Source organism: Fibrobacter sp. UWR2, assembly GCF_002210285.1.
Taxonomy (GTDB): Bacteria; Fibrobacterota; Fibrobacteria; order Fibrobacterales; family Fibrobacteraceae; genus Fibrobacter.
Genome location: NZ_MWQE01000002.1, coordinates 44,056 through 65,542, shown reverse-complemented (window position 1 = coordinate 65,542; position 21,487 = coordinate 44,056). Strand labels below are relative to the sequence as shown.

The 21,487-nt window shown below is 50.7% G+C and carries 21 protein-coding genes, 2 tRNA genes and 1 pseudogene; 11 read left to right on the top strand and 13 right to left on the bottom strand.

The window, feature by feature from the left end:
- Nucleotides 1-152 precede the first annotated feature (152 nt).
- The 5 genes from B7994_RS04420 to B7994_RS04400 all read right to left on the bottom strand — a co-directional run bounded on the left by B7994_RS04420 (nt 153) and on the right by B7994_RS04400 (nt 4,497).
- Nucleotides 153-1,607 (bottom strand): sigma-54-dependent Fis family transcriptional regulator, encoded by a 1,455-nt coding sequence (locus tag B7994_RS04420; RefSeq protein ID WP_088637284.1) that lies wholly within the window; start codon nt 1,605-1,607, stop codon nt 153-155.
- Nucleotides 1,608-1,624: 17 nt separating this feature from the next.
- A complete protein-coding gene (locus tag B7994_RS04415; protein ID WP_088637283.1) occupies nt 1,625-2,749 on the bottom strand; it encodes a serine/threonine protein kinase in 1,125 nt (374 codons plus the stop codon).
- Complete coding sequence (locus B7994_RS04410; protein ID WP_233143019.1) at nt 2,746-3,414, bottom strand: tetratricopeptide repeat protein; 669 nt, start codon at nt 3,412-3,414, stop codon at nt 2,746-2,748. The genes B7994_RS04415 and B7994_RS04410 overlap by 4 nt, the downstream gene beginning before the upstream one ends.
- Nucleotides 3,415-3,599: 185 nt before the next feature.
- Nucleotides 3,600-4,037: a DUF3332 family protein gene (locus tag B7994_RS04405; protein ID WP_088637281.1), complete on the bottom strand. Its 438-nt coding sequence runs from the start codon at nt 4,035-4,037 to the stop codon at nt 3,600-3,602.
- A 70-nt stretch (nt 4,038-4,107) separates the two neighbouring features.
- Nucleotides 4,108-4,497 carry an NUDIX domain-containing protein gene (locus B7994_RS04400; RefSeq protein ID WP_088637280.1) on the bottom strand — a complete coding sequence of 130 codons (390 nt, stop codon included), beginning with the start codon at nt 4,495-4,497 and terminating at the stop codon, nt 4,108-4,110.
- A 113-nt stretch (nt 4,498-4,610) separates the two neighbouring features.
- On the opposite strand from B7994_RS04400, the pseudogene B7994_RS14340 reads away from it, so the two are divergent.
- The 3 genes and pseudogenes from B7994_RS14340 to B7994_RS04390 all read left to right on the top strand — a co-directional run.
- Nucleotides 4,611-5,207, top strand: a pseudogene (locus B7994_RS14340) (extracellular solute-binding protein); the annotation flags it as partial.
- Complete coding sequence (locus B7994_RS14335) at nt 5,146-6,117, top strand: extracellular solute-binding protein (RefSeq protein ID WP_369832753.1); 972 nt, start codon at nt 5,146-5,148, stop codon at nt 6,115-6,117. The pseudogene B7994_RS14340 and the gene B7994_RS14335, both read left to right, overlap by 62 nt.
- 9 nt (nt 6,118-6,126) lie before the next feature.
- Nucleotides 6,127-7,854: a diguanylate cyclase gene (locus tag B7994_RS04390; RefSeq protein WP_088637279.1), complete on the top strand. Its 1,728-nt coding sequence runs from the start codon at nt 6,127-6,129 to the stop codon at nt 7,852-7,854.
- A gap of 30 nt (nt 7,855-7,884) precedes the next feature.
- Here the strand turns inward: B7994_RS04390 and B7994_RS04385 are convergent.
- From B7994_RS04385 to B7994_RS04360, 6 genes are all read right to left on the bottom strand, one after another.
- A tRNA-Pro gene (locus B7994_RS04385) sits at nt 7,885-7,958 on the bottom strand.
- 99 nt (nt 7,959-8,057) lie between these two features.
- Nucleotides 8,058-8,792: a hypothetical protein gene (locus B7994_RS04380; RefSeq protein ID WP_088637278.1), complete on the bottom strand. Its 735-nt coding sequence runs from the start codon at nt 8,790-8,792 to the stop codon at nt 8,058-8,060.
- 42 nt (nt 8,793-8,834) lie between these two features.
- The gene (locus tag B7994_RS04375; protein ID WP_144063750.1) at nt 8,835-9,674 is read right to left on the bottom strand and encodes a hypothetical protein; all 840 of its coding nucleotides are present in this window, start codon (nt 9,672-9,674) and stop codon (nt 8,835-8,837) included.
- Nucleotides 9,675-9,758: 84 nt separating this feature from the next.
- Nucleotides 9,759-9,953, bottom strand: a complete 195-nt coding sequence (locus B7994_RS04370) for a hypothetical protein (protein WP_088637276.1) — start codon at nt 9,951-9,953, stop codon at nt 9,759-9,761.
- Between the two features lie 11 nt (nt 9,954-9,964).
- Nucleotides 9,965-11,608 (bottom strand): DUF4832 domain-containing protein, encoded by a 1,644-nt coding sequence (locus B7994_RS04365; protein WP_088637275.1) that lies wholly within the window; start codon nt 11,606-11,608, stop codon nt 9,965-9,967.
- Nucleotides 11,609-11,647: 39 nt separating this feature from the next.
- A complete protein-coding gene (locus B7994_RS04360; protein ID WP_088637274.1) occupies nt 11,648-12,349 on the bottom strand; it encodes an AgmX/PglI C-terminal domain-containing protein in 702 nt (233 codons plus the stop codon).
- Between the two features lie 257 nt (nt 12,350-12,606).
- On the opposite strand from B7994_RS04360, the gene B7994_RS04355 reads away from it, so the two are divergent.
- Nucleotides 12,607-12,921 carry a type II toxin-antitoxin system RelE/ParE family toxin gene (locus tag B7994_RS04355; protein ID WP_073056099.1) on the top strand — a complete coding sequence of 105 codons (315 nt, stop codon included), beginning with the start codon at nt 12,607-12,609 and terminating at the stop codon, nt 12,919-12,921.
- An 11-nt stretch (nt 12,922-12,932) separates the two neighbouring features.
- Nucleotides 12,933-13,943 carry an ImmA/IrrE family metallo-endopeptidase gene (locus B7994_RS04350; RefSeq protein WP_088637273.1) on the top strand — a complete coding sequence of 337 codons (1,011 nt, stop codon included), beginning with the start codon at nt 12,933-12,935 and terminating at the stop codon, nt 13,941-13,943.
- A gap of 144 nt (nt 13,944-14,087) precedes the next feature.
- On the opposite strand, the gene B7994_RS04345 is transcribed toward B7994_RS04350, so the two are convergent.
- Both B7994_RS04345 and B7994_RS04340 read right to left on the bottom strand, forming a co-directional pair.
- Nucleotides 14,088-15,179 carry a hypothetical protein gene (locus B7994_RS04345; protein WP_088637272.1) on the bottom strand — a complete coding sequence of 364 codons (1,092 nt, stop codon included), beginning with the start codon at nt 15,177-15,179 and terminating at the stop codon, nt 14,088-14,090.
- A 2-nt stretch (nt 15,180-15,181) separates the two neighbouring features.
- Nucleotides 15,182-16,408, bottom strand: coding sequence for a DNA cytosine methyltransferase (locus tag B7994_RS04340; RefSeq protein ID WP_088637271.1), 1,227 nt, complete (start codon nt 16,406-16,408; stop codon nt 15,182-15,184).
- Nucleotides 16,409-17,265: 857 nt separating this feature from the next.
- Here B7994_RS04340 and miaB point away from each other — a divergent pair.
- The 6 genes from miaB to B7994_RS04310 all read left to right on the top strand — a co-directional run bounded on the left by miaB (nt 17,266) and on the right by B7994_RS04310 (nt 21,476).
- Nucleotides 17,266-18,588 (top strand): tRNA (N6-isopentenyl adenosine(37)-C2)-methylthiotransferase MiaB, encoded by a 1,323-nt coding sequence (gene miaB / locus B7994_RS04335; protein ID WP_088637270.1) that lies wholly within the window; start codon nt 17,266-17,268, stop codon nt 18,586-18,588.
- A gap of 28 nt (nt 18,589-18,616) precedes the next feature.
- On the top strand, nt 18,617-19,627 hold the full coding sequence (locus B7994_RS04330; protein ID WP_158213073.1) for an SPOR domain-containing protein: 1,011 nt from the start codon (nt 18,617-18,619) through the stop codon (nt 19,625-19,627).
- A gap of 65 nt (nt 19,628-19,692) precedes the next feature.
- Nucleotides 19,693-19,776: transfer RNA gene (locus B7994_RS04325), tRNA-Leu, on the top strand.
- Between the two features lie 24 nt (nt 19,777-19,800).
- Nucleotides 19,801-20,526: a hypothetical protein gene (locus B7994_RS04320; RefSeq protein ID WP_088637268.1), complete on the top strand. Its 726-nt coding sequence runs from the start codon at nt 19,801-19,803 to the stop codon at nt 20,524-20,526.
- A 9-nt stretch (nt 20,527-20,535) separates the two neighbouring features.
- Complete coding sequence (gene panD, locus B7994_RS04315) at nt 20,536-20,883, top strand: aspartate 1-decarboxylase (RefSeq protein WP_088637267.1); 348 nt, start codon at nt 20,536-20,538, stop codon at nt 20,881-20,883.
- Between the two features lie 23 nt (nt 20,884-20,906).
- Nucleotides 20,907-21,476 (top strand): hypothetical protein, encoded by a 570-nt coding sequence (locus B7994_RS04310; protein WP_088637266.1) that lies wholly within the window; start codon nt 20,907-20,909, stop codon nt 21,474-21,476.
- The last annotated feature ends 11 nt before the right edge of the window (nt 21,477-21,487 follow it).

Sequence of the window (21,487 nt, the reverse complement as noted above, 5' to 3'; positions counted from 1 at the left end):
CTGTGCCAATTTTCCTTCCGGCTATCTTTTTAGGCTTTTTGAGCCTTTCTAGCCATAATATAGATTATTCGTGCAAAAAGACAAAGTAAAAAAACGAGACTTTTCGCCCTCACAGGACTTTTCGTTCCGTTTTTTTGTGACCAGGCCGACAATCAACTCTTGAAATCCTCTTTCTTCATGCCCAAACGTTCCATGACCTCGCGAAGGACCTTGCGGTCAATCCCGAGAATCGTGGCGGCAAGCGTCAGGTTCGCATTGCTATCGCGCAGGGCACGCCCGATAACATCGCGCTCCACAGCCTCGCGGGCTTCCTTGAGCGTGCGGGGAGACTCCTTCGCCTCCTTTTGCACCTCGTCAAGCCCGATGTCCTTGGGCTGGATAACACCGTGCACCGCCTGAACCAGGCCCTTCTGGATGCGGTTCTCAAGTTCGCGTACATTACCCGGCCAGTGGTAGCCCAGCAACGCCTTTTCGGTATTGCGGCTCATCTTGAAGCGACCTCGGCCGTACTCCGCACCATAGCGCTTCACGAATTCTTCGGCCAGTAAAACGACATCCTGCCCGCGTTCGCGCAGAGGCGGGATAACCAACGGCATCACCTGTATGCGGAAATAGAGGTCTTCGCGGAAGCGCTTCTCGCGGACTGCGGCCTCGAGATCCACATGTGTCGCCGATATGACACGCACATTCACTGGAATCTCGCGGTTATCGCCCACACGCGTGATGTGCTTTTCTTGCAGTACGCGCAAAAGCTTAACCTGCATGTTCATCGGGAGTTCGCCGATTTCGTCCAGGAAGATTGTTCCGCCATCGGCCTCCTCGAAAAAGCCCTTGCGGGTATCGACAGCGCCCGTAAACGAACCACGCGCATGTCCGAACAGCAAGGATTCAATCAAGTGTTCCGGAATGGCGCCGCAGTTGACCGCGATAAACGGACGGTCAGCGCGCGGGCTGTGCTTGTGGATGAACCTCGCAAACACTTCCTTGCCCGTACCGGTCTCGCCACGAATGATTACCGGGAGCGGGAGCGTAGACAGTTTTTCGGCCAAGGCGACGAGATCCGCCATGACCTTGCTCGAATAAACGATATCGTCCTTGCGCACCACGTTCTTGAGCATATCGAGCGATTCCTTGTCGCGCAGGCGGTCGTAGGCGGCAAACGCGAACTTTTCGCAAACCGCAACGAAATCATCGAACAGTTGGCTGTCCTCTTCGGTAAACGGCTCCTCGCGGGCGGCGCGCTGCAAATAGAGGTAGCCCGACTCGCTATCGGGAGTGCGGAACGGCGAAACCATGATACTCGTAAGCTGGTTCTGCACGATAGATTTGGAAAGGTCCGCTCCATCGTCATCGAGTTGGTTCCAGACTACGGCGCGCTTCTCGTTCTTCGCCTGCCTTACCGCAGAAATAGAAATGCTTACCTGTTCAGGATTCGAGAAATGGAGCGGAGTCTCGCCAGCAATATCCAGGACGCCGGCATCCGCGTGGAGCACGCCCTTGGCGACCTCCAGAATCTTCGTGAAGAGGCTCTCCGGCTGTTCCTCGTCAAGGAGCGTCTTGACCACATCCAGCATCTTCTCTGTCGCAAGCATCGATTCCGATTTCATACACATGACTCCGTTCGTTATTCAACATCCTCACCGCTCTCCCCTGGCATAGGAAGCGACTCGAGTACTTTTCCGGAAACGCCTTCGACAGAAGAATCGGAAGGCGCCCCCCAATCTTCCATCGTCCTCGAATTCTGGAGCAGAAGCGCCCCAGTCTCGTCGATAGAAGGATTCCTAGGCCAAAGCGCCAGGAAAAGCAACAACAATATCAATATAGTACCAAAAACACCCGCAAAAAGGAAGGCCTTTCGCCTACTTGTGGGCTTCCTCACAACAAATTCACGCGGTAGTTCGCAAATATGAGCCGATTCGTCACGATTCGTTCCAATTTTTGGGGCAAGAGTCGCAAGAAGGCCCGCCCGTAAAGAATTCCAGGAGACGCTCCCCCCGCAAATCTTGTCAAATGCGATTTCGAGCAGTTCGTCCAACTCCTCGAAATCTTCCGCGCGGTCGTCCGGATTTGCACGCAAAGTCGCTCCCCATAAGGGGTCAAGCGCCGACAGCGCCTGCACATCGATCCGCTTGCCGTACAGGCGAGAGGTCGGTTCCATAGATTCTATCTGCGAGGCCGCCTGCGCGTAGTCCTCGTACCGGGCGCAGTTGAGCAGGTCTTCTCCCGCCACCATGCGATACAGCAACAGGCCCAAGCTGTACAAGTCGCTTTTCGTGTCGGCCGCCCTCCCCTGGAACCTTTCCGGCGCCGCATAAGGGAGCGCGCCCGGCCCGACAATCCCGCAATCGATGAGCGTCGGACCGCCACCCCTGTCAAGTAGCACGTTCGATGGATTCAAGTCTCCGTGATGGATGCCGCGCTTTTCAAGCCCGGCAAGCGACTGCACCAGGCTCCTCACCACAGAGATAGCAAACGGGACGGGCAGCGAGAACGTACCTGCAAGCGGAACGCCTTCCACATAATCGTATACTAGGTAAGGCCGGCCCGCCTTCTCGCCTGTTTCAAGCACATGGTAGACCCCCGCAAACTTTTCGCCACTCAGGCAATCCATTACACGGGCATCTATACGGGAACCTTCGGCATACCACTTGAGCGCATACGCCTTGGAGCCGGAATATACCTTGTAAATGCGGGCCTCGCCGCCTTCGTGCAACAGCACGCAACGTTCGACCCCCGCAAGTACGCTCATAGTTCTCCCGACGAGACAAGCGCCTTTAGAGAATCCTCGGCAGTGGCGGTCCAGCGTGCTAGTTCAACATCTGCGGGCACAGCCTCGTGGCCCATCGACCATATATCCCACGCCGACTCCACGTCGCCTTCGGCCCAGTATAGGTTTCCAAGGTTCAGGTAGGCCGATGCAAACTTCGGTTCCTTCGTTACGATGAACACGAAAATCTTCTTCGCTTCTTCGATACGGCCCATGTTCCCGAGCAAAATCGCCTTCAAGTTGTGACTAAAGTAATTAGCACTGTCAAGCCGTATCGACTGGTCCAATAGCGAAATCACGTTGGCACGCCCGTTCTTCATCAGGGTCGCACGCGCTAGGTAGAAAAGGCTTGTCGAGTACGCCGGTGCAATACGGTCCGTGGAATCGACCTTCGAAAGGATGCGGAATTCATTGACCGTACGTTCCCACATTTCGGTCGTCGCCGACTTGAGGTGTTCACGGTCTTCGGCAATGGCATAGTAAGAAAGTGCCAAGCCATAACGGGCATCCCTATTTGCGGGCTGTTCATCGAGCGCCTTCGAAAAATTCGTAACGGCGCGGTCAAAGTCCCCGATGCGCAAAGCCTCGTTACCACGGTTCACATAGTCATCTACACAGGCGCAAAGGGCGATTGCAGTAAAAAACACTGCCGCCCATGATGCCAAACGCCAAAAAAGATGTGTCTGGTTACAAACACGCCTTGTCATACCCCCAAAATACATTAAAAAACAGGAAAAATGCGCCCCAGACCGTAAAAAAAGCGCATTTTTTGGTTTACAAACAGAAAAACCCTGGCAAGAGCCAGGGTTCCAGAAACATGTCTAAAGCAGAATTACTTTTCGATGTTGTACTGAGCGACGAGGTTGCCTTCGGCGTCGAGAGCGCGGACAACGTTTTCATCGCGCTGGAGCGTGAGGTTGGCCTTTTCGCCAGCAGCGGTGGTCACTTCAACAGACATCGTGCCATCGGAGTTCTTCACGGCGGCAATGGAGTTGCCCTGAGCGTCCTGTTCGAAGTAGGAGTCGCCAGAAGCGAGCGGGTTGGAGCCGGTCCAGAATTCGATGGTGTTGAGCACGAGGCCGTCAATGAGGCCAAGGCAGATGATGTAAACACCAAAGATGTTGAGGAAGAAGTGGACGATAGAGTTGAGCCACTTGTTGCCAAGCGTGCCGTTCCACTTGTGAAGCTTTTCGAAGCAAGCGTTGCTACCATAGCAGCCCGTGAGGGTGATCATGCCGGCGCAAACGAGAGCAGCGATACCTTTTTTCATTTTTCAATCTCCTTAAGGGGGTTTAGTTTATCGTATTTACGACATGAAAAATATAAATAAAAAAAGCTTTTTAAACAGAAATTTTAAAAAAATTTTCCATTTTTTTGACAAATGTCACAGTATCCGGGAACAGCCTAAAGTTGCGTAACTTGTTGACGCTCACCCATTTAGCACCATCATAGCCCGTCAATAGTGTTTTTCTTCCCAAAAAATCGGTCCTAAACGTAAAAATACGGCAATTTTTATCGCAAACGGAATCATGGGCGCCAATCAGGCGAGTTACGTACAAATTTACCGACAGCCTCCCGAAAAAAGCCTTTTCCAAGCAGTTTTCAAGGGTTTCATCGCCTTCCACCACCTCCGAAGGGAATTCCCAGCACCCGGCATACGGCACTCCCGCCGGCCTTTTGCAAATAAGGACCTTCCCGTCACGCTCGGCTATACCACAGGCAACCAGCATAAAGACACTCCTTTTATCAAATTTTACCATGCAGAATCTACAAATTATTATATAATTTGAACAAGGGATTACCTCGCTATCGCCCGGTAGCCCCAAAGGGAAAAGGAAAACATATGGTGTTTAGGTTTAGGAGACTCGCTCTATCTGCAGCGATTTTTGCGTCGCAGGCGCTTGCGGCCGATTCGCTCAGCATCTGGATCATGCCCAACGGGGCCACCCCACAAGAAAAACTGGAACAGCAGCTCGAAGCTTTCACCCAGAAGACGCGCATACCAACAAAGGTAACCGTACTCGACTGGGGCGTGGCCTGGAACCGCATCTCTACAATGCTCGAGACCGGCAACGATGCACCCGACGTACTGCAGCTGGGCTCCACTTGGGTTCCCTACTTCGCTGCACGTGGCGAGCTCAAGCCCCTGAACGCAAGTCTCGACAAGATTGACTCCAACCGGTTTGTACCGGTTTCATGGTACACCTCGCACATCGACGCCGACACAAACATCTATTCCATCCCTTGGTTTATCGACATCCGCCCCGTACTCGGCAACAAGCGCATCATGGAAAAATACGGCATAACGCCCGCAGACATCCAGAACTACAAGGGTTTCGCGGAAGCCGTGAAGAAGGTGAACCAGGGCAAGGAATTTCTTGAAGACGGCGCCAGGATTCGCGGCTACGCGCTCCCCGGCAAGAGCGACTGGAACATTCCCCACAACTTTGCCCCCTGGATATGGAGTTACGGCGGTTCCTTTGTCGACAAGGACAAGAACGGCAAATGGTGCTCCAATATGCTCTCCCCCCCACACGCTCGAAGGGATTGCCAAATACATCTCGTTCGTAATCGATTCGCTTGTCTCTACCGAGTCACTACAGGCAAACTCGGCAGAGATTGCACAGCAGTTCAACAACGGCGAACTGGCCTTTATCGTAAGCACAGCCGAAGTCGTAATGCAGACTCGCATCCACAGTTCGCAGGGCGGGCTGTCGAATGCACGAATCGGATCGGACGGAGTCGCCGTACTCCCCATCCCGAGGGGGACAGCGGGTAGCGTCAGCTTTATCGGAGGTTCGAACCTTGCCATTCCGGCAAAGAACAATAGGAAGGAGGCTATCCAGCTACTGCTCTTCCTGACCGAGGACAAGACTCTCGACGAATACACAAAACAGATAGGGTTCCTCCCCACATCCAAGAAGGTTCTTGAATCCTGGGCCGAAGACGAGGCGTACAAGAACCTCGTCACGCAACTCGAGACAGGCAAGACATACCCAGCTCTCCCCGAATGGGGCGAAATCGAGCAGTCACTCGTCTCCATGTTCAGCGCCATTTGGGACCACCTGGAACTTCCCGTTCCCTACTCCGAAGAAAAACTCTACGAAATTATAAAGAACTACTCGGACATCATCAATAACCAACTTGGCTACACCCCTACAAGCACCATGACGTTTGCCGAATTCCAGGAAGTCTGGGAAAAAGCGATGGGCAAAGCCGGAAAGTCCGAGAACACGGACGAAGCTGCGGCCCAGGCCGAAGCAAGCGGGTTAAACCCGACTCCTTTCATATTCTGCTTTGTACTAATCGTTAGTTTCCTTTTTTCGTACACTCGTAAAAGAAAAAGGTAAACTAGACCCATGAGCAAAGCAAAAGTCCTAAAACTATCCAAGAGCATTATTGTCAAGAGCCTGCTGCTCCTGGTGTGCGCGATGGCCGCGGTCACCGTCGGTGGCACGTACTACTTTGCCAACCGCCAGACGCAGATGGCTCTGGAATCGACCCACGAGGCAAACAAGGTTCACCTGCAGCAAATGTCATCGACCCTCCACAACGAGATGTTCCAGTTCGGCAACCAGCTCATGCTGCTAGCCAAGACGTCGGAAATCAAGAGCATGGACCCCTCCATCTCGACAAGCTATCTCAAGAGTTACAACATCTCGCCGCTATTCATATCGGGTGAAAAGATTTCGCTATTCGGTCGCAACAACAGCCTCATCTGCGACAATTCCATGATTGCGTCGGTACCGACAAAGTACCCCATCGACTTCTCGAAGATTACTCCTCACAGGCTCCATATCTCGGGCTGGTACCGCGATTCCGACAACATGAGGCCCAAGCGCGCTTTCGCTACCGTCGTCGCCGACAATGCGAAAGGCAACGGCAGCCTCATTGCAAGTTTCTCGGCCCAGAGGCTCTGGAAAATCCTATCCGAAAGCAAGGTCGGCAAAAAGGGTTACTACGTCGCCATCAATTCCGACGGCGAGATTATATACCATCCCGACCTCGAGACATGGCTTACCGGCCACCACAAGATATCGGAACTCGGAATCAAGAACTTCAACCCCAAGAACGATGAAACCAAGAATATCAAGTTCTATACGCTTTCAAACGGGGAAACCTACCTTGCGAACTACGTATATGATGCCGCATACGATATCGGACTATTGTCGCTGCAACCCAAGTCCGAAATCGACGAGCAGGTATCTTCGCTCCTGCTCGTGAGCAAGGTGATGCTCGCCGCAGCGCTCGTCATTATCCTGCTCATATCTTTCTGGCTCTACCGTATGCTTGTTCTCCCGATGGGGCGGCTCATCCAGCATACCATCGAAATATCCGAAGGTGACATGGAGGCCGAGGACATCGATCTCGGCAAGAGGCAAGACGAAATAGGTATCCTGGCGAAGCACTTCAATATCATGCACCACACCATCAAGCGCCAGATTGCCGAACTGAACGCGCACCGGGAGATGCTGGAACAGGAAGTGCAGGAACGCACGAAGGAACTCGAGGAAGCGAACAAGAAACTCGACCTGATCTCGAGAACAGACGAACTGACCGGGCTACCGAACCGTCGTGACATGCTACGCACCATCGACAACGAAATCCAGCGCGTGACGCGTACTAGGAAACCGTTCTGCTTCATATTCATCGATATCGACCACTTCAAGAATGTGAATGACACCTACGGGCACGCCTGTGGCGACGAGGTCCTCAAGCATGTCGCGGCCACAATCCGTAACCTGCTGCGCAAGTACGATGTGCTCGCCCGCTATGGCGGAGAGGAATTCCTCACGCTGCTCCCCGAGACAGACCTCGAAGGCGCAAAGATTGCCGCAGAACGTTTCCGCAAGACCATCGAAGACACGACCGTCATATTCGGGAAGCTCTCCATCAAGGTCACCATTACGCTGGGAGTTTCCCAGTACGATCATGCCCTCGGGGCAGACAGGAGTATCCAAATGGCAGACCGAGCCCTATACGAAGGCAAGGAGAACGGACGCAACAGGGTTATCATCTGGGAGCCAGAACGCACCTCGCAAGAAGACTACAAGGCCGCCGAGATAGAAAGAGACTCAAGGAAATAAAAAAAGCCCGCCGATTGGCGGACTTTTTTATCGGGATGACTGAATTCGAATCAGCGACCTCTTGAACCCCATTCAAGCGCTCTACCAGGCTGAGCTACATCCCGAGGTCTCTCGTAAGAGTATGCCAAAGTTAGTTAAACCCCGGCATTTTTTCAAGGCAGAAATAGCGAAAAAAGCAAAAATTTCGCCATTCCGAGGCCGGACTACTCGTTCCAGTAGCCGACGATGAGCACCTCCGGAGTCGCCTTCGGGTATTTCTTGCTCTTGAAGGAGACAATCTTGCGGATGCTCTTCTGCTTGAGTTCCCAACCCTCGCGGGTAAGCCCCTTCGTCGAGAGAGTCACCTTGATTCCAGGAACCTTGCCGCCTTCCTTTATCTTGTCGAGCTTATCCACGTTGAGCATCACGTTCTTCGTCTTGATGGAGAACTGCTTCGCCGACTCGGGCGAAAGTTCGATATCGGGGCGAGCCTTCTTGTCGGTCTCCCATACGTAGAACGTCCACTCACGCTTCTCGCCCGCCTTGTAGAAGCCAGCGTCGAAAAGTTTTTCACCGAAGAATACCGGAGCCTTCACCAGGCCGGAAAGCCTTGCGGTATAGGGCTTTCCGCCTTCCGCGACAAGTACCACGACAGGTTCGACCTTTCCGTCCATTCCCGAGAAGTCCATGTCGAACTCGATGGTCACGGCAGCATTCGGAGCAATCTTTGTCGGGAACTTGAAGTTCGACATGCCGATTCCCTGGCCGAACACGTTCTCGAGCACAATTTCTGTGCCCGTGGTGTTTGCTCCCTGGAGCACAAAGTGCTTCTGATCGCCCTGGGCAACCTCACCTATGGGGTAGACTTCAGGAACAAAGCGGATTGCCTCGTCGGCAAAGGATGCTGCAGCGAAAGCAAACATCGTAGAAAGCAAAAAAATTGAATTCTTTTTCATCATAGGTAGAATATAGCAAACTCTTTGCAAGATTATCTGAAAAAATCACCTAGCAACAATAATGGCCATTTTTCCATCCTTGTCTTTTGTTAGGAGGATGGTATACTTACTGGTTCGAATAAACTGTTTAGGCACCGCTTGTCTTGTAATGTAGTATTGGGCGAAATCGGCCTCGTTCAACAACGGCCCCATCGTTGAGGTCCTGACGACTTCATCCCCGTTCCGGACAGACTCCCATTTCAAACCTATCGGCCCCTTGTGAAGTTTTTCAATAACCCACGAGCCATCCACCATCGTAAGTTTCATTGAGCCACCGTAAACTACATATTCATTCGTCGATGCCGGCATGACATAGAAGATATACTTGCCATCCTTTTCCAGGATATAGGAATTGTATCGGATTTCTTCCTTTTCCTTGGAATTACGGAAAAAAGTACTTGCAGAGTCGTTCATCCGCACCAAATCAAGAATTTTCCCTTCCGGGATTTCGATATTTCCCACAGCACGGCTCATTACCCCATTCACGAAATCATAACGGGCAAGCTGAACAAATCCAGAATCAGACCGTCCGTAGAAGAGGCAGAATCCATTAGTAAGGCTTCCCTGTGCGACCCAGCCCTTCAATTCATTCCATTGCGGCTCCGGCAAATCGACATTCAAGGAATCAGAGGCCACCCAGGCAAGCCCATCCTGATTCGCCAGCATTACACCAATTTGCGAAAGTGAATCCATAATCAAGAATTCCGACGCCATCAGGGCATGATCAGCCGGAGTCATCTCCTTGCCTTCAACGGGGTCGCTCTTTTTCTGTCCGGCACACGCAAACAACATAAAGGCGAAAGCCAATAGGCTCGTCAGGAAGGCAATTCTCTTTTCTAAACTCATAACAATAATCCACAAAGAATATATTCAACGAATATACATTTTTTCTATGATTTTTTCAGCACAACATAACCCAATTCAAAGAGTCTATCGCAAAATTTCCATCTCGACGAGGAATCGGTAAAAACAGAGCGCCGACACGCCCAAGATAAACACAAGCACAATTACGAACTGCACGGGATGTTCATGGAAATCGTAATCCGCCTTGCCGTAGGAGAAACTCCCACGGACAATGGCGCTTATAAAAAGCGCCAAGAAAATTAATGCAAGCAGAAGGGACATAGAAGCGTTCGTTATCGGGATTTCAATAGTAGCTTATTATTCCCTTGAAGGCCGTCGTTGTCGAAGCGGACGGTGGGATTCTTGCCGCTCTTGTAGGCATCTTCGCTCTCGTAGAGGGAGAGCGCCACGGAAACGCCCGATTGTGTCACGACATTCGCTTGTCCTGCATCAACTTTATATGTAAAGGAGAATTCCTTTGATGTGCCATCCTTGAAAGTCCCCTTGGGAATGCGGACCATCTCGCCGATTTGCGCGAGGGCCTTGCCCGTAGAATCCACGAATTCCGCCACCATGTAGACATCGAAGAAGCAGGGTGCAACGCCGGTGTTCTTGACGGTAATGTTCAGCGTACTCGTGGTATCCTTCGTGCTTGCGACGGTCACCAGTTCCGCCTGCGTCACGGTAAAGTTGTAGCCGATGACCTTGCTCATGGAATCGGCCAACGCCTTGTTGTCCTTGTAGAAATAGTATCCGCAGTCGTTGTCCTGGTCTAGAACATAGTAGGTCAGGTGCGCCGTAGTAATCGCATTCACCCAGCGTTCCGCAGTCCACTTCTGGGTGCCTCCGGGAATCAGGTCGTCATTGGCCAGCATCGTCCTGTAACCGGCGATGTTTTCGGCGATGGTCGGGAGGTTCGCATTGTAAGCCCGCAGCAAGGTATCCGGCCTGCCGGGAATGCCAATGAACCCGTCGTCGCGCTTGGTAATGCCGAGGTTGAGCGCATGCGTATAGACATCGCCAAAACCGTTAGATGGCAGAACCAGCTGGGTCTTCTTGAACACGGACGCATAATAGTCCAGCATGTCCTTCAGCACCGAGTCGGCGGGCATCACGCTCCCCAATATGTGCGAGGTGTGCCATTCACCCCATTCGCCAAAGGTGCGGACATCGATGTATTCAATGCGCGGGTCACCATCGTATTTTTCGGCCAGGGCCTTCGCGAATTCCTTCGCCGCCCAGATGTAGATGGAATCGTCCCAGACGGGAGCGTACGCATGGTATTCTGTCCCGCGCAAGTCAATCTGGATTTTCTTCGCGCCCATCTCGTAGACAAAGGGCGGAGTCCAGTCGTATTCTTCTTGCGGCGGGAAATCGCTCTTGATAAACGAAGGCGTGTACGGCAGCACGCGCAAGGCGTAAGTCATGTTGTGCTCGGCAAGTGCGTTCAGCAGTTTTTCCAGTTCCGTCCAGTCGTAAACGCCCTTAGCCGGGTTCAACTTGTACCACTGTTGGTAACCGGAACCATACGAAACCAGGTCCCACGCCTTGTTGTTCAGGGAACCGTAAGGGCCATATTCGAACTCCGGGACAAAAGTCCATGCTCCACCTGTCGGCACCGTGAATCCCTTGTGCGGGTTGGAAAGCGGCCCGTCAAAAGGCTTGAGCGCGTAGGTGATTTTGGTAGTGTCTGCTTTGATTGCGACGGAAGAGTCTGCGCTACTGGATCCTATCGCTCCGCTCCAGGATGACGATGAGGTAAACGAACTACTGGACAAAACATCCGCCGACGAGCTCAACTGAACAACAGACGAGAACGGCACGGAATCAGAAGAATTCGATTCTTCAACCGCACCGCTTTCGCCGCCCTCCGAAGCGGCACTACTCCCGTCATCGCCACAGGCGACAAGGCTGACGCATGCAAAGAGAGCTACCACTACTAAAAATTTTGAATCTTGACGCATAGGTAAAAATCCTTATTCAAGCCGAGAAGTCTTTGATTCAGCCGGATTTTCGTGAAACGTAATCGGGAAAGTCGCAATCGTCTCACCCGATTTCACTTTCGGAAATTTCCAGCGACTTACAGCTTTTTGAATATCTTCATCAAATTCTTTATAACCTGTAGTCGAAGATTTAATTTGATTTTCTTTAACCGAGCCGTCCGCAGCGATTGTCAACTTCAAGGTGATTTCGCCTTCAAAATGTTTATCAGGATTTTTCTTTAAATACCTGATACTGTATATATGGCGCAATCCTGGCGTGAAAGAAACCAAGACATTAAAAATAGATTCTTTGTCAAGCGAGCTACCTTCAGCAACAGATATTTTTTCTCTAACCGGAAATTCGGCAAGGCCTTTCGAATTTTGCGGAGTTTTTGCAGACGCATTGGCGACCACCATAGAATCCGCCACATAAACTCCATAAAGAGCAGTTACACCCGTGTCAATCAGTTTGCCGATATTCTTTAGGGAATCCAATCTCCGCTTTTCCTTTTTCTCAAGGAGATTGCCTTCGGGCTTTTCGTCGAAAAATTTCTTCGTGTCCCAGGGATGAATCAATTTGGGATTATCCTGCTTGGCAGCATCATCGTTTTTTTCGGAATCGCTGCAACCTGCCCATAGCGCCGCTGCGGTCATCAGAACAATCTTCCCAAGACATCTGCTAAAGAGTTTAGCCATATTTTAAGTATAGCAAAAATATTTTCGCGAACAACAGGGTTTTAGGGGCGGAGCCACTAGGCGTGGGGGTAGGCAAAGACTTGCTCTGGATCCTTCGTTCAGGATGACGCCGGGCAAGGCTTTGACGAGGGGGACCCCTCCCCCTTTAGTTATCAATAAAATCGACCCTATTTTTATAAAAACAAGACACCCCTTGCGTTTCATAAAAGTTTTTATTATATTAGAAAACAGGACTTTTGATTAACGGTGGAGGTTTTGTGAAAATTGAATATAGGAACAAGGAACTAGAGTTGTGCGCGCTAGACGAAGCATTCGCCTTACGACGTATGGGTAAAAAACGGGCGGCGTGCTACAATTTGCGAATAAAGGCAATCAAATATGCCGAGAACTTTGAAATTCTGAAAACTGTGCCCGGAAATTTCCACGAACTTGTGGGCAACCGCAAGGGTCAATGGGCCTGTAGTCTTGACCAGCCTTATCGTCTTATAATCAAAGGCGCAGAACCGAACGAATTTGTTATCTGGGCAGAACGGCACAATGCCGAAATTATGGAAATCGTGGATTATCATTAGCAGAGGTTAACATGCAGAAGAATAAGGATGCTATCGTTTGGGGAATTACCCCGCCGGGTGCGTTTCTTGAAGAAAAGATTCAAGAAATGGGTATCGACGTCAATGATTTTGCAGCTCGTATCGGCTACACGCCCAAAACGGTGAATGAAATCTTGAAGGGCAAGTGCTGCATAACAATCGAAGTCGCGCATTCCCTGGATTACGCCACCGGAATCCCGGTCAGTTTCTGGCTTAACGCCCAAAAAGGGTACGAAGAAGAACTTATGAGACTTCAGGTCAAAGAAGCCGTCAAGAACCAGGCCGGTTGGCGCAAGTTCTTCCCTATCAGTGAACTCAATCCGCGCACATGGATCAAGGACTTCAACAACAAAGAAGACGGCGTATCGCCCATCCTCAAGTTCTTCGGGGTGGCAAGCCCCAAGGCGTGGGAAAATTACTATTACAAGAACCGTCTGAAGGTGGCCTTCCGCATTTCGCTGGCCGAAACCGAAGACCCGTACGCGGCCTCCGTGTGGATGCGCCGCGGCGAAATCCTCGCCGACGAAATCAAGATGGAAAAGCAGAACGACAAGAAGGTGCGTTCCGCCATCAAGAAGGCGATGCCGCAATTTGTGGAACTGGCCAAAAACGATGTTGCCGCATGGGAAGATTTACGCCGCAAGAAGGCCTTGCCCAAGCCGAAGGTGGGCGAAGATTTCATTGACGACGGCATGCACAAGTTGCAGGAACTGGGCGCAAAGCTCGGAATCAAGGTGCTCTACGCGCAGAACTTCAAGTCGGCGCCGATTCATGGCATGGCCCGCTGGTACAAGGACATCCCCGTCATTCAGCTGCACGACCGTTTCAAAGACCGCAATGCGTTCTGGTTCACGTTCTTCCACGAGCTCGGCCACATCGTGCTCCACGGCAAGAAGGACATCTTCATCAAGAACGTCTATTACGGCAACAAGAACCAGCAGAAGGACGACGAGGCAAACGCATTTGCGCAAAAATACATGATGCAGGCAGGGCTAGAAGTCTAGGGGGAAAGGCCCTTTTTCAAAAGTCCTATGAAAAATGTAATTTCTGTTGCAAAAGTCCTATGACTTTTGTACACGAACTCAGCGATTTGGAAACGATGGAAAACGTTTGATCAGGAAGGAACTCGGACATTTACGAATGCTCTTTTAACGAGAAATCCCTTTCCCTATATCGGCTACAATTTTTTTGAGGACATCTTTTTCTACACTTGAAAACTTGCCGATAGACAAGACTCTTGTTTTCCAATGTTCAAAATGTTGTTGTGGGAGTTCCTTTTTATTGAATGCTTTGGTAATATCAGCTTTCCATTCGTTAATTTTGCCTATTACCTGCGGAACGTTCACTCCATTTACGACAGTGCGACCGCCAGCGGAAAAATTATCGCGGAATGATGGACAAACAACGCCTTTCCTCTGCAACAACCATTGACAAGCGTATTCATAATCGCCCTCCAAAACACTCGGAGAGGCGATAAGCATTTCAATTTTTATCTCTTGTTTTTCATCTGCCGAAAGCTTATTCCAAAATTTCACCTTATTGTTAACAAGTGAACTTGCGATTTTTTCTTCCGCCAAATCAAGTTTTGAAAATTCATCAATATTTGGGCTAAACCACCATAAGTCTTCGCCTTCACTTGTTGCGTTACGCTTCATTTTAGAATCGACCATATAGGTTCTGAACGCATCAAAAGGATTTTTCATATGACGGATTTCATCATATGATTTACCCAATCTCTTAAAAAGAGACTTTTCTCTTGCAACATTCATATCCAACATATAGCGAGGACTATGCGTAACGGCAACGTCCTCCACGCAATCTTCAAACGAACGATATTTAATTTCAAAAGGGTTTTGCTTGCCGCAAAATACATGGATTCTGCTGACATTGGGGATCCTTGTAGATTCCATAATGCTGCCGCCCATTACCTTCCATGAATCATTTCGAGTACTGAGTGTTTTGACTTCTATGCCCAAGGCTTGATTTTTGTTGATTCTTGCGACAATATCAGGAAATTTATGGCCGCCAATATATTCGATATTCCAATCGGGAACCCCTACAAATTCTTTTGACTTGTCTAGAGCTTTGCAAACTTCGCCTTCAAAGATTTTCCAAAAATCGCCGCTAGCAAATCGGGAAGAATCCCTCTGCAGCCGTTCTTTCGCACACGAGAGCAGATTATTGAAGTTCTCCAACGTCCTTGGATCGCAGACCAGTTTTTCTCCAACGGAAATAGACATGTTTATTCCCCAAATAAATCATTCCAAAGAAATTCAAGTCTTTTCCCAATAGAGTATCCCAGCAAAGGCGGGACCGCATTTCCAATAACTTTATAGGCATCAGATGAATTGACTTTATTGGTTCCGTCGTTAAAGATGAATTCATAATCATCGGGGAATGTCTGAATTCTTGCGCATTCACGAACACTCAAACGACGCTCTCGCAACCCTTTGGTCAATTCAGATGAAATCTTTCCGCCATGTTCTTCGCTCAACCGACGATATTCGATATTGCCATGATGTTCGCTTCGGATTGTCGGACCGACACCGTCCATATCAATTTCAGAACTGCCCTGCATTTTACCATAGTATTTCGCTTTTGAATAAGCTTGTTGTGCGGCATCGGAACTTTCGTCAGGCTCCTTTAATCCAACGAAGGCATCCTTGCAGGTGACGATTTTTTGAAGTTCCTCTCCATGCGTCTTTATCGGATATGGATAATACGGCGATTTTTCGGAGTTCTTTTCTATGTCGGCAAGAATTTTGGGATTAGCGTATTTTCTAGAAATGCCTATGAAAACAACACGCTCGCGACTTTGAGGAACGCCGTATTCCCACGCCTTCAAAACTTGGGCATCAACAACGCAATACCCTTTGTCGATGTTGCGGAAGTCGGTTTCAATAATCTTCTTGGCATCGCCTAATGAAACAAGACCTTTTACGTTTTCAGCGATAAAAACTTTTGGTTTGACGATTTCGATGACCTGTTTCATCCAGAGATACAGGGTGCCCCTTGATTCATTTTCAGCGTGTTCTTCGTTTACACCATTGTGGCTTTTGGCAGAATCAAAACCAAGCCGCTTTCCTGCAACTGAGAAGTCCTGACAAGGAAAACCGCCTGTAACAACGTCAATATTTTTAGGAAATTGGAATTCGCCCGACTTACACTTCTTGACTAGATCTACAATAGATTCTACTCTGTATATCCCTTCGATTTTCTTTCTGTTGCCGAAGAAGTGGTTCCACGCCTTTTGCGCACAGGGCAGGATGTCATTTGCGAAAACGGTCTGAAAACGATTCTTATTCAAGCGAATAAAATTTCGGTTAATATTTTCTTCAATCCAATCCGGATGGATTTTTTCATTAACAGATTTCTTGAGAGTGGTAAAGCCACCCTCAAGCCCAAGATCGAGTCCTCCGCAGCCGGAGAACAGAGAAAGCACACGAAGTGCATTCTTGCCAGAAGCCATAATGCCTCGATGTTCCTACGGAACAGGTGAAATGTTCTGTTTTCACTTCTGTTCACGAAACATCGACATGCTTCGACAAGAGAATGCCCAAATAGAACTCACCCCAATGAGGTGAGTCCCATTTGTCCAATTCCTGCTGCGTTAAAAATTTGGTCGTATTTTAAGGACGCAAGAACGGGAGCAAAAACGTTTGTCTTTGTTCCTACCCTCAATATTCGATAAAACAAAAAAAGCGTGGTATCGAATACCTGTTCGTCCTTAGGCAACGACCAAGAAGCCCTACGCAAAACAAGCAAACGACCCACGCCCTAATTCGGGTGTGCGTTGTAAGCCTTATTCTTATTGCGTAAAACTTTGGTCGTGTTTTAAGGACGCGAGAATAAGAGCAAATTACTCTAAAACCGGTCGCCCTTCACCTTGCGGTTCAGGGCTATGTCAATGAAAAATATACATAATTAGGAATAAAAAAAGGAGATGCCGGGTCATGCCCGGCATGACAATTCGCACAAGCACGAATGGCGATTTTCACCTGAAATCGCCCACTTTTTCAAAACTCCCTTGAAAAAGTGTATTCAAACGCACAAAAGTGGGTCGAAAAAGTGCATTCGGGGGTGTTAGGGGGCGGAGCCTCCTAGGAGAGAGGGTAGGCAAAGACTTGCCCTTATCACGCTGTGGAATGAAATGTATGGATCCCGTCGCCATTTCATGGCTCCAGGATGACGCAGAAGGGGCAAGGCTTTGACGAGGGGGAAGCCTCCCCCTTTCATAATAAAAAGATTCTATCGCTGCGCTCCAGAATGACTTTTCTAAGTTCTAAGTTCTAAGTTCTGCCAACTAAAAATGCTATCTTTGTGCGCATGAAAAAATACCACTTGGCCACATACGGCTGCCAGATGAACGAGTATGACTCGGCGATGATTGCCCAGGAGCTCGACATGTGCGGTTGCGTCGAGACGAACAACCAGGAAGACGCCGACATCATCATCGTGAACACCTGCAGCGTGCGTGAAAAGGCCGAGGAAACCGCCATCGTCAACATCAGCAAGCTCAAGTACTTGCGCAAAAAGAATCCCGATGTGAAAGTCGTGGTATGCGGTTGCATGGCGAAGAATCGCGGGCCGGAACTTTTGAAGCGCCTCCCGAACGTGAGCTACATCGTAGGCCCGGACCAGTACAAGAAAATTCCGGAGTTGCTGCTGGGCGATACCAAAAGTCCCTTGCACCTGACGCACCACAAGATGTTCATCGACGAGGACCTGAGCGAGAACTACCTGGGCGAATACGCGAAACTCCAGAACGACTTCACCACCTTCGTCGCCATCCAGCGCGGTTGCAACAAGCGCTGCAGTTACTGTATTGTGCCGTACCTGCGCGGGCCGGAAAAGTACCGCGACATGGAAGACGTTCTTGCCGAAGTGCGCAAGGCGGCCGACAAGGGCATTACCGAGGTGACGCTCCTTGGCCAGACGGTGAACGCCTACAAGACGGAAGGCGGAAATTTTGCCGACCTGCTCACGAAGGTTTCTGAAATCGGTGGCATCCGCCGCATCCGCTTTACGAGCCCGCACCCGAGGCACTACACGAACGAACTCATCGACGTGCTGCTGAACAACCCGAAGGTCTGCCATTACGCGCACATCCCCATCCAGAGCGGCTCCGACGCCATGCTCAAGAAGATGCGCCGCCAGCACAATATGGAGCAGTACCTCTCGATTATCGAACAGCTGCGAAGCAAGGACCCGTTCTACGGGATTTCGACGGACGTAATTTGCGGATTCGTGGGCGAAACGGAAGAGGATTTCGAGCAGACGCTCAAGGCTTTTGAAACCTGCCAGTTCGACTCCGCCTTTATGTTCATCTACAGCCCGCGCAAGGGCACGGAATCGTACAAGGAAGCGGAGACGCTCACCGAGGCCGAAAAGAACGAGCGCCACACGCGCCTGGTGGAACTGCAGAACGCCATTACCCTCAAGCGTAACCAGATGATGCTCGGCCGCACCGAGGAACTCCTGGTGGAAAAGAATTCCGCTCGCGACGAGACGGAACTGCGAGGCCGCACCGACAACTTCAAGAAGGTCGTTTTCAAGCCCGCAGAAGGCCACACCGTGAAGCCAGGCGACTACGTGAAAGTTAAATTGGATGATATCCGGGGTTGGACGATTCGAGGTAAACTGGTCTAAATTTGAAATGTGGAATGTGGGATTTAAAATGAAATTCAACAAGGTCTGCTTTATCGCGGTTATTTTATCCGCTTTTTTCAGTACAAATTCATTCGCACAGTCTACTACAGAGACACAATCGGCAACGAAAGCACAGCCCGCAGCAGCCGCCCCCACCGATACGCAGGCGACCATAACCATTGCCGATGCGCAGAAGGCATACGTGGCCGGTAACTGGAAACAGGCCGCGACACTTTTCGAACAGGTTTGCCCCAACGAACCCGATTCCGTACGTACGGAATGCTACCTGTGGAACGTACTCGCGCTCTCGCAGATCGGCGCCGCAAAGGATTTCAGCAAGGCAGGCAAGCGCCTCGACAGCCTCATCAACAAGACGAACCCGCAAAAGGCCGTCTACGCGGACCTCATGATGACCAAGGCACAGTTCCAGCTGTACATGGGCCGCAACGAGAAGGCCGCCGAGGCCCTGATTCACGCCATCGAGACATCCCAGCCACACCAGGCGGTCGTGTTGCAAAAGGTCTGTTCTGTTGTCCAGTCCAAGGTCAAGAACCCAACTCTCGACGAAACCTGCAAGCGCCTAAGCGAACCTTCTGTCCAAGCCGAGCCGGCCCACGAACCGGAAACAACGCCAGCCGCAAGCGAAAAAACGGAACAAACCGTCCCGAATTCTGTAGAAGTCCCAGCACAGCAGGCCAAAAAAACCGAAGAAACCAAGCCTAATGAGCAGCCGGCCGCCGTAGCACCGGCACCGGTAGTCCAACCTGTAAAAACGGAGAGCGGGAACAACGCCAAGGAATACTGGATTCTACAGTTAGGAGCCTTCGGCATGAAAAGCAATGCAGATCTCCTGGTAAACAATCTGAAAAAGCAGGGTATCACCGGCTCTATCGAGGAACGCGTAGGAGAAACCAAGACACTCTACCTTGTCCAGACGGGCAAGTTCGAGACAAAGGAAAACGCCATTGATTTCGGGGCAAAAAAACTAGCACCCCTCAATGTGGAATTCCGTGCGATTCTGAAAAAATCGTCAAAATAAGCCGTTTTTGCCCAAATTCCCCTACAAAAAAACAGAAATTGTTCTATATTTGTGTTACCCCCAAAGCCGGGGTGGTGAAATTGGTAGACGCGCCGGACTCAAAATCCGGTACTCGCGAGAGTGTGAGGGTTCGATTCCCTCCCCCGGCACTATAGGATAGGAGTAGGTACCTAATGTCTCTATGGACCAAAATTGTATTAGCAGTGTTCCTTATCGGCGCGATGTCTTTCGCGCAGTTCGATGATGAACCGTCCAGTGACGATTCTAGCGAGCAGTCCTACTCGTACGGGGACAGCGAATCCGCCGACGAAACGGAATCTGCGGGCGAAGCCCAGGCTACGGGAGACCAGTGGGACGGTTTCCGCTACGAAGACCTCGGACTTACCCAGTGGGAGTTCCAGCAGGCTAAGGAAGAGGGGATTTCGAGAGACAAACTGACACGTCTCGTCGAGCTCGGGGTCCGCATTTCTGAATACCTCCAGAAGCCCTGGAGCAAACTCGGCGTGAGCGAGGAAGACTGGCTTTCCCAGCGTTCCCAGGGCCTCGAAGATGCCGACATCGACCGTTCTTACAGACACAAATCCGGAAACCAGGGTTACGCCTACGTTTCTCTCCTCGTTCCGAGTTTCTACCAGTGGAAGACCAACCAATCCATGAAGGCCATCTGGATGGATGTCCTTTGGGGCGTAAGCGCTGGCGTCACGGTTTACCTGGCCGTTGACAAGAGCACTGCCTGGTGGTACGGACTTCTCTTCGTCGCAAGTGCCCATATTTGGTCGTTCGCAGACGCATTCTTCGGCACGCAGTGGGATAGCAACCCGGATGCAAACCGATTCAGCTTCGGAATCCTCCCCACTCCCGAAAAGGGCGTGCTTGGCGCATTCCAGGTCAAGTTCTAGACAAGCGCCATGCAGCTTGAACTTCTAAAATCGAAAATCCATCGCGCAACAGTTACAGACGCGAACCTCAATTACGAAGGCTCGATTACGATTGCGCGCGACCTGATGGATGCCGCAAACATCCTCCCCTTCGAAAAGGTCGGCGTGCTCGACGTGAATAACGGCAATCGCCTGGACACCTACGTCATCGAAGGCCCCGCCGGTTCCGGCGTCATCTGCCTGAACGGAGCGGCTGCACGCCTGGTACAACCCGGGGACCTCGTGATTATTGTCGCCTACGCCACCATGAGCGAAGACGAAGCGAAGACATGGAAACCCACCGTGGTCCATGTGAACGCGAAGAACGAAATCGTCTAATCAGCATTTGCTATATTCTTGGCATGCGGTCAACGCTGTTTTTTGTCATATTCTCGGCAGCACTGGCCTTTGCGGAAAGCCCTGCAAAGGATTCAATAGCTCGTGTACCCGACACAGCCAGGCAGGATTCCGTAGCAGACACTACAAGCGCCATCCCCGAAGACGGAATTCCCTGGAACCACGACCGCTTCGACCCGAACCGCCTTGTAAGGCACGACACATTCGACCCGGCCCTAAAAATCGCCTACTCGTACTCCGTGAGTTTTTTATCTACACCGTTCGGAAGCATCAGCCAGAACAGTCTCCTCGCACACATCGCCTACGAATTCACACCCGATTTGCACCTGTATGCGGATCTAGGCCTATGGATGCCGTTTCGTTCCACGTTTAACGACGGCCCGTTCAGCAAGGAAGATATGCGGCAAGGGAAGCCCCAGTTCGTGCTGCCTGCGCTGGCTCTAGAATACAAGCCCACCGAAAACAGTTATATAAGGCTTGTACTCATGAACGAAAAGGACGCATTGAGGGCCTACGGACCATTCCGCCTATACGGGCCATGCTCGCCATGGCGCGAATCCTTCTGGTGTAGGTAAAAAATTTTTCT

What these genes read in the sequence shown, in the direction of transcription:
- B7994_RS04420 (WP_088637284.1), bottom strand. Translation starts at nt 1,607, where the DNA reads ATGAAATCGGAATCGATGCTTGCGACAGAGAAGATGCTGGATGTGGTC.
- B7994_RS04415 (WP_088637283.1), bottom strand. Translation starts at nt 2,749, where the DNA reads ATGAGCGTACTTGCGGGGGTCGAACGTTGCGTGCTGTTGCACGAAGGC.
- B7994_RS04405 (WP_088637281.1), bottom strand. Translation starts at nt 4,037, where the DNA reads ATGAAAAAAGGTATCGCTGCTCTCGTTTGCGCCGGCATGATCACCCTC.
- B7994_RS04400 (WP_088637280.1), bottom strand. Translation starts at nt 4,497, where the DNA reads ATGCTGGTTGCCTGTGGTATAGCCGAGCGTGACGGGAAGGTCCTTATT.
- B7994_RS04390 (WP_088637279.1), top strand. Translation starts at nt 6,127, where the DNA reads ATGAGCAAAGCAAAAGTCCTAAAACTATCCAAGAGCATTATTGTCAAG.
- B7994_RS04380 (WP_088637278.1), bottom strand. Translation starts at nt 8,792, where the DNA reads ATGATGAAAAAGAATTCAATTTTTTTGCTTTCTACGATGTTTGCTTTC.
- B7994_RS04375 (WP_144063750.1), bottom strand. Translation starts at nt 9,674, where the DNA reads ATGAGTTTAGAAAAGAGAATTGCCTTCCTGACGAGCCTATTGGCTTTC.
- B7994_RS04370 (WP_088637276.1), bottom strand. Translation starts at nt 9,953, where the DNA reads ATGTCCCTTCTGCTTGCATTAATTTTCTTGGCGCTTTTTATAAGCGCC.
- B7994_RS04360 (WP_088637274.1), bottom strand. Translation starts at nt 12,349, where the DNA reads ATGGCTAAACTCTTTAGCAGATGTCTTGGGAAGATTGTTCTGATGACC.
- B7994_RS04350 (WP_088637273.1), top strand. Translation starts at nt 12,933, where the DNA reads ATGCAGAAGAATAAGGATGCTATCGTTTGGGGAATTACCCCGCCGGGT.
- B7994_RS04345 (WP_088637272.1), bottom strand. Translation starts at nt 15,179, where the DNA reads ATGTCTATTTCCGTTGGAGAAAAACTGGTCTGCGATCCAAGGACGTTG.
- B7994_RS04340 (WP_088637271.1), bottom strand. Translation starts at nt 16,408, where the DNA reads ATGGCTTCTGGCAAGAATGCACTTCGTGTGCTTTCTCTGTTCTCCGGC.
- miaB (WP_088637270.1), top strand. Translation starts at nt 17,266, where the DNA reads ATGAAAAAATACCACTTGGCCACATACGGCTGCCAGATGAACGAGTAT.
- B7994_RS04330 (WP_158213073.1), top strand. Translation starts at nt 18,617, where the DNA reads ATGAAATTCAACAAGGTCTGCTTTATCGCGGTTATTTTATCCGCTTTT.
- B7994_RS04320 (WP_088637268.1), top strand. Translation starts at nt 19,801, where the DNA reads ATGTCTCTATGGACCAAAATTGTATTAGCAGTGTTCCTTATCGGCGCG.
- panD (WP_088637267.1), top strand. Translation starts at nt 20,536, where the DNA reads ATGCAGCTTGAACTTCTAAAATCGAAAATCCATCGCGCAACAGTTACA.
- B7994_RS04310 (WP_088637266.1), top strand. Translation starts at nt 20,907, where the DNA reads ATGCGGTCAACGCTGTTTTTTGTCATATTCTCGGCAGCACTGGCCTTT.